We start from the raw sequence: 6,871 nt of genomic DNA, 5'->3' as shown, positions 1-6,871 counted from the left end.
CTCAAAATTCAGCGAAAGCAAAGAAATTAGGTGGGGGATCAACTGCCCATAAAAGTCCGATTGGTTCAACTAATAATCAGTGGGGGATGAAGAAAACCCCCACTGATTAAAGTTTCACTTTATATAAGAGAGAGTGCTTAGAAGTTTACTACTGGGGAAATCTAAAGGACGTATTACATTGTGCTTGTTCAATATGGAGCTAAGAAATGATAAATAAGCCTAAAAGAAAGCAATCTTTTTAACAGCACAAATAATTGCATTTACTCATACAGTACTAGTATGGTACAATATGGTTATTAATGACGGAAAGGAATGATGGGTGGACGATGATTAACTAATCTTATTTTTAAATGTTGAAATTCAATAAATTTCAATTTCTAAAAAATAGGATTAGTCTGCCCAATTCCAAACAACGGTATTGCTATTTGATTTGCGTAATAGCTTATTTGGGTATAAATAATGTAACGACTAATCCTGCCAAAATTACTTTGGGAGGATTTTTTTGTTCTCCCTTAATGAAAGGGATCGGTAATATGAAAGAAATTTTAAAATTAAATGATGTTTATGTTGAAATAAAGGAAAATACTTTGTTAGAAAAAATGAATGTAGCAGTGAAACAAGGGGATGTTATCGGATTAATTGGTAAAAATGGTGCTGGTAAATCAACGTTACTTCAATTAATAAATGGAAAGATTGAGCCTTCAAAAGGGATTGTTGAATGGCAGCAAATGAATATGACAACCGCATATGTTGAGCAAGAAATAGAATCTTTTATTAGTAATGATGTGATTTCGCAAGAAGCAGAACTTCTTGCGAAATGGGGCGTGCCAACGAACGATTTTCATACTTTAAGTGGTGGTGAAAAGCTGAAAATTCGATTAGCAAAAGGATTTGCCGAAAATCCTAATGTCTTAATATTAGACGAACCGACAAATCATTTAGATGAGATCAGTACGGGATTTCTCATTAAACAAATAAAAAATATGAAAGGTACTGTTATCGTTGTATCGCATGACCGATATTTTTTAGATGTTGTCGCAACTAAAATATGGTCAATTGAGGACAAAAATTTAATTGAGCATAGTGGTAATTATACGAGCTACATGAAAGTACGTGAGCAAAGAAGGAAGTCGCAGCAGCGTGAATATGAAAAGCAGCAAAAAAAGATAGAACAAGTAGAAACACATATAAAAGAATTGAGTTCATGGTCACAAAAGGCACACGCGCAGTCTACAAAACAAGAAGGAGTGAAAGAATTCTATCGTGTAAAAGCGAAGCGAATGGATGCACAAGTGAAGTCAAAACGAAAACGACTTGAAAAAGAGCTGGAGAAAACGAAAGTAGAACGTGTGAAAGAAGAATATTCAGTTGAGTTTTCTATTCAAGCGAACAAAAAAATAGGAAAACGCTTTTTAGAAGTGAAGCAATTAAAAAAAGACTTTCATGGGAAAGTATTATTTGAAAACGTTAATTTTACAATTCAGCATGGTGAGAAAGTTGCGATTGTTGGACCAAACGGTAGTGGGAAAACAACATTACTGAAGATGATTATGGGAAACGAAACTGCAGAAGGAGAAATATGGATTTCACCTTCTGCAAACATCGGCTATTTAACACAAGAAGTTTTTGATTTACCGCTTGATAAAACACCGGAAAATTTATTTTTTAAAGAGACGTTTGAAGAAAGGGGAAAAGTCCAAAATTTAATGAAACATTTAGGATTCCAAGCGTCTCAATGGAAAGAGCCGATTGAGCATATGAGTATGGGAGAAAGAGTAAAATGTAAGCTAATGGCTTATATTTTAGATGAAAAAGATGTACTCATTTTAGACGAACCGACGAATCACTTGGATCTACCTTCACGTGAACAACTTGAAAATACATTAGCTGAGTATAACGGAACATTAGTAATTGTATCTCACGATCGATATTTTCTGGAGAAAACCACTAACATAAAACTCGTGTTTTCAAACAATACGATACAAAAGCAGCTAGAAGAACCTACTAAAACAAGAGATGAGATTGAAGAGCTACGTTTAACGTTAGAAACAGAGAGACAAGAAGTATTAGGTAAATTAAGCTTTTTAACTTCTAACGACAAAGAATATAAAGAACTTGATGAACGATTTATAGAACTTACGAAGCAGATAAAGGCGCTATAACGTAAGTAAGGGGGATTAACATGGGAGAAGAGAGTTTAACTAAGTTATTTAGAATAGATTGTGGAGATATATACTTGCAAGAGTTTATGGTCAAAGATGCAGAGAGTATTTATAAAATAGCAAATCAACCGGAAATAGAAAAGTTTTTACCAGACTGGAAATCAACAAAAGAACAAAGGATGGATTGGATTGCAAATTACGAAATACCAGCAAACAAAGCATTTCTTGAGACAGTGAAAACTACGAACAACATAGATAATCATATGTTAAAGCTAGGAATATTTAAGGAAGCTACAAATGAATGCATTGGATGGTGCTGCACAGGCATGAAAGAAGAACTCCCTTCACCAAACAGAGAGATAATGTATGCTATCTCAAATGAACATCAAAATCATGGCTATGCTACAAAAGCGACTAAAGGTTTAATTGACTATTTGTTTAAAGAAACAAATTTAATTGTCCTCAACGCAATTACTTTAATTAACAATGCACCATCAAATAAAGTTATTAAAAAATGCGGGTTTACTTATTTGAGTGAACAGAAGATAGAAAATCAACTATATAATCATTATGTATTGAGTAAATCTGAATGGATAAAAAATATTTCTCTGTAAAAGGAATTAAAACGAGATCATTAAAAGCTTAGAGCTAAAACTCTAAGCTTTTTTATATTCATTTTATCCCGCTATTTGTCGGGCAGTAAGCCCCCGAATAGTGATGGCTGATAATCAGTGGGTGATGAACAAAACCCCCACTGATTAATGTTTCACTTTATACCTGCTAACATATGAAAGGTACGATTTCTTGATGGAATTGCTTTTCAACAAAATAGGAAAATCAAGCTGTACGTGGGATATCGAGTTGAAAATCATTTATGAAAAGGGGATTGGAATATTTTGTCGAATTTACGTATCAATGATAATACAAATTTCTTACTCAAATCATTCTACAAATCAATTACTTAAAAAATGGAAGGGAAAAGAAAAGTGGGCGGTATAAAGAAGCATTTAGTCTTAGTCAACAAAAATTGCTGGTAAGTCTATTAAAGAGTTACATATAAAACTTACGGTTGGTACTAGTAGATTAAATCTTTAAGTCAGGAATTAGTTTAAATGAGGGAGGGGAACACATATTATAATTTGGTTTCGTCACTTACCACAAATAAGTATGGTTTATTCAGAATGGACTCCTTTTATACAGAATAATTGGTACCGAAAACATTATATGAAGTTTGTATATATACTCCAGATAATTATTTTTCTAATACCTTATTTCTTTGAAACAGGTTTCACTCATATTAATATATTTTATCTTATCATAATAGGTATCTTAGTCTTCATCATTCACGAATGTATACACATTTTAGTAATAAGTAAAAAAGGGGATATTAGCTTAACATTTAGTAAAAGATTTTTTTGGCTAAATACAAATGCAGTCTTATCCAAAAAGAGATTTTGGGTCTTTATGAGCTTGCCTATTATTGTATTATCAGTAGTTCCTGCTATGATGTCGTTCTTTGTATCAGGAAATATTAAATCAATTTTATTATTTATATGTTGGATAAACACATTCATTTCCGCCTCAGATATTTACAATTCGTTTTTGATTGCAATGAAACCGAAGCGCTCATTTTTTTGCAGAGGTTATTATAAAGTGAAATAGTATTTAATGGGTAACTCAAATATGCTTCAACTACATACAACAGTTAAAATATAATATTTGAAAGTAAAAAGACCGATAAAAAATCGGTCTTTTTATATTAATAAAATAAAGATTAGAAAATAGCATTGTAATTCAAACCAATATGCAAATATTATAAGGTAGATATGCTTTGTTTATAGATTGAAAATAGATTTGTTATCAGTTTTTTTAGAAATCTTACAAGCGTGTAAGATAAATGAAAGATGAATCAATATGAGCTGTAAGACAATTCATTTACACTCTATAGTGAGCAGTGGAAATGAAGGGAGAATATAAATGGAAATTTTGCAGGCAAATAGTATTAGTAAAGTATATAAAGGGAAAGTACCTTATAAAGCATTAGTAGATATTGATTTATCAATTCAAGAAGGTGAATTTGTAGGAATTATGGGCCCGTCAGGTAGTGGAAAAACAACGTTATTAAATATGGTATCTACTATTGATTCTCCATCATCGGGAGAAATTTTAATAAATGGTACAAATCCTTTTCAATTATCATCAGAAGAATTAGCGTTATTCCGCAGGAAACAATTAGGATTTGTATTTCAATCATTTAATCTTCTTAGCACACTTACTGTAAAAGAAAACATCGTATTGCCGATGACTTTAGATGGTGTTTCCGTGCAAGAAATGAACAAGCGATTGGAAGAGATTGCAGAAAAGTTAAATATTACAGATATCTTGAATAAAAGAACGTTTGAAATATCAGGGGGACAAGCTCAAAGAACAGCAATCGCTCGTGCGATCGTTCATAAGCCGCAATTATTACTTGCAGATGAACCAACAGGGAACTTGGACTCTAAATCTTCAAATGATGTAATGGAGATGCTTGATACTCTAAATAAAGAAGAAAAAGCAACGATGATGTTAGTTACACATGATCCGTATGCAGCGAGCTTTTGCAGTAGAGTAGTATTTATTAAAGATGGTCAACTTTATAACGAAATTTATTGTGGTGAAAGCAGACAAGCCTTTTATCAAAAGATTATGGATGTTCTTTCTTTGTTAGGAGGGAAAAGGCATGACTTTTCGTCAGTTCGCATTTAATAATATTTTTCGTAATAAGCGTACATATGCTGCCCATTTTTTAAGTAGTACATTTTCTATTATGGTTTTCTTTACATATGCTCTTTTATTATTTCATCCTGATTTACAAGGGGAATTAAAATCAACAAGTGCAACAATGAGTGCATATGGTACGATGGGATTTACAATTTCGCAAGGTTTGATTTTTGTATTTTCATTTTTCTTTATTCTATATTCAGTTAGTTCATTTTTAAAAACTCGTAAGAAAGAATTTGGCATATTAATGATGCAAGGTATGTCAATGAGACAGTTTAAGAAATTATTATTAATTGAAAATATGTTGATTGGACTTGGTTCAATTTGTATAGGGATTTTCATTGGACTCATATTTTCTAAACTAGTTTTATTGATAAGCGCAAGTGTATTAATGATTAATAATGGTTTGCCTTTTTATATACCAGTCCGAGCTGTATTATTAACAGTTATTACATTTCTTTTCTTGTTTTTAATTGTTTCATTATTTACATTTAAAATGATAAAAGTAACGGAACTTGTGGAACTTATTCGAGCAGAGGAAAAGCCAAAACCTGAACCGAAATCTTCAATTTTATTATCACTGCTTTCTTTAATTAGTATAGGATATGGATATTTCTCAGTATTTCGCTTTATTTCAAGTTCCAGCTTTACTACACTCGGAATGGGTGTCTTACTAGTAATTATAGGAACGTACTTTTTATATACACAGTGTAGCGTTTATATATTACATCTTGCTAAAAGGAGAGAATCTTTCTTTTTAAAAAGAACAAATATATTAACGTTTTCTGAATTAATTTACCGTATGAAAGATAATGCAACGATGTTTTTTATTGTATCTATTATTTCAGCAGTTGCATTTACAGCTATTGGTACAACAGCTGCTATTGGTAATAGAAATTTAGTGTGGATGACAAACCCATATACATTTCTGTATGAAAGCTCTGAAAATAACAAATTGGTAGATAAACATCTCTCTATTATAAAAAAACATCTCTTGGATGCAAATATTCCGTATCGAATGGCTTCATCTTCAAGTAAATTTACAGAAAGTAACGTAAATGTATTGAAATTAAGTGAATATAATGAACTTACGAGAGCACTCGGGTACCAACATGAAACGATTGAAAAAGAAGATGAAATTTTACTAATCCCTGGGAGGGTGTCACAAAAGCAAGAATTTAAAAATGGTGACTATAAAAAAAATATTGAAGTCATTCAAGGAGATTGGACAAAGACATTTCGTGTGAAGAAAACTGTAGAGAATTTAGTTTTACCACATGATTCTAGTAGTATTTATATTGCTGTTCAAGATCATGTGTATGATGAAATTCCTCTGACGAGTAATCCAGAGGATGAAGATATTCAACATCGTACTTACGGATTTGTTGTAGATGATTGGATAAGAACGAAAGAGATTTCAAATCAATTAAAAAGTATATTCGATAAAGATCTTAGGGACAGTGATTTCTACTTTGAAGCTTTAACATTAAACTTGTTGGAGGCAAAGCAAAAGAATGGTTTATTACTTATGGCAAGTGTTTTAGTCGGAATCGTTTTCTTTACATTTGCTGCTAGTTTTATTTATTTCCGATTATACACTGATTTGGACCGTGATCAACAACAATATAAAATGATTTCGAAAATGGGATTAAGTAAACAAGAGTTAAAAAAAGTTGTAACGAGACAGTTATTATTAATGTTCTTCTTACCGATTGCTGTTGCGGTGATTCATACTGTAGTAGCGTATACGGCACTGCAACAATTAGTTAGTTTTTCTATTTTAAATAGCTCGATTTTTATTTTAATTTCATTTATATGTATACAAGTTTTATATTTCTTTATTACTCGTTGGCGTTACCTACAAAAGCTTTATAAGACTATGGAGCAATAAAGGATATCAACTAATAAAATTACAGAAAAGCATGTAAAAAATGATATGAATTATG

General features: G+C 31.5%; 5 protein-coding genes. All 5 read left to right on the top strand.

The window, feature by feature from the left end; translation table 11 throughout:
* The first annotated feature begins 533 nt into the window (after positions 1-533).
* The 5 genes from abc-f to H6481_RS26645 all read left to right on the top strand — a co-directional run bounded on the left by abc-f (position 534) and on the right by H6481_RS26645 (position 6,816).
* Positions 534-2,162 (top strand): ribosomal protection-like ABC-F family protein, encoded by a 1,629-nt coding sequence (gene abc-f, locus H6481_RS26665; RefSeq protein WP_078993450.1) that lies wholly within the window; start codon positions 534-536, stop codon positions 2,160-2,162.
* 20 nt (positions 2,163-2,182) lie between these two features.
* Complete coding sequence (locus tag H6481_RS26660; protein WP_182813642.1) at positions 2,183-2,776, top strand: GNAT family N-acetyltransferase; 594 nt, start codon at positions 2,183-2,185, stop codon at positions 2,774-2,776.
* A 553-nt stretch (positions 2,777-3,329) separates the two neighbouring features.
* Positions 3,330-3,824, top strand: coding sequence for a DUF3267 domain-containing protein (locus tag H6481_RS26655; protein WP_003270612.1), 495 nt, complete (start codon positions 3,330-3,332; stop codon positions 3,822-3,824).
* Between the two features lie 315 nt (positions 3,825-4,139).
* Complete coding sequence (locus H6481_RS26650; RefSeq protein ID WP_000404443.1) at positions 4,140-4,910, top strand: ABC transporter ATP-binding protein; 771 nt, start codon at positions 4,140-4,142, stop codon at positions 4,908-4,910.
* Positions 4,885-6,816, top strand: a complete 1,932-nt coding sequence (locus H6481_RS26645; protein ID WP_000144179.1) for an ABC transporter permease — start codon at positions 4,885-4,887, stop codon at positions 6,814-6,816. The genes H6481_RS26650 and H6481_RS26645 overlap by 26 nt, the downstream gene beginning before the upstream one ends.
* The last annotated feature ends 55 nt before the right edge of the window (positions 6,817-6,871 follow it).

This window comes from Bacillus sp. ME78 (assembly GCF_903970865.1).
Lineage (GTDB): Bacteria > Bacillota > Bacilli > Bacillales > Bacillaceae_G > Bacillus_A > Bacillus_A cereus.
Note: the sequence above shows the minus strand (reverse complement) of the source record. Positions and strands in the feature narration are given on the sequence as shown.

Coding starts and splice junctions, on each gene's coding strand:
- H6481_RS26645 (WP_000144179.1), top strand. CDS start 4,885: ATGACTTTTCGTCAGTTCGCATTTAATAATATTTTTCGTAATAAGCGT.
- H6481_RS26655 (WP_003270612.1), top strand. CDS start 3,330: ATGGTTTATTCAGAATGGACTCCTTTTATACAGAATAATTGGTACCGA.
- abc-f (WP_078993450.1), top strand. CDS start 534: ATGAAAGAAATTTTAAAATTAAATGATGTTTATGTTGAAATAAAGGAA.
- H6481_RS26660 (WP_182813642.1), top strand. CDS start 2,183: ATGGGAGAAGAGAGTTTAACTAAGTTATTTAGAATAGATTGTGGAGAT.
- H6481_RS26650 (WP_000404443.1), top strand. CDS start 4,140: ATGGAAATTTTGCAGGCAAATAGTATTAGTAAAGTATATAAAGGGAAA.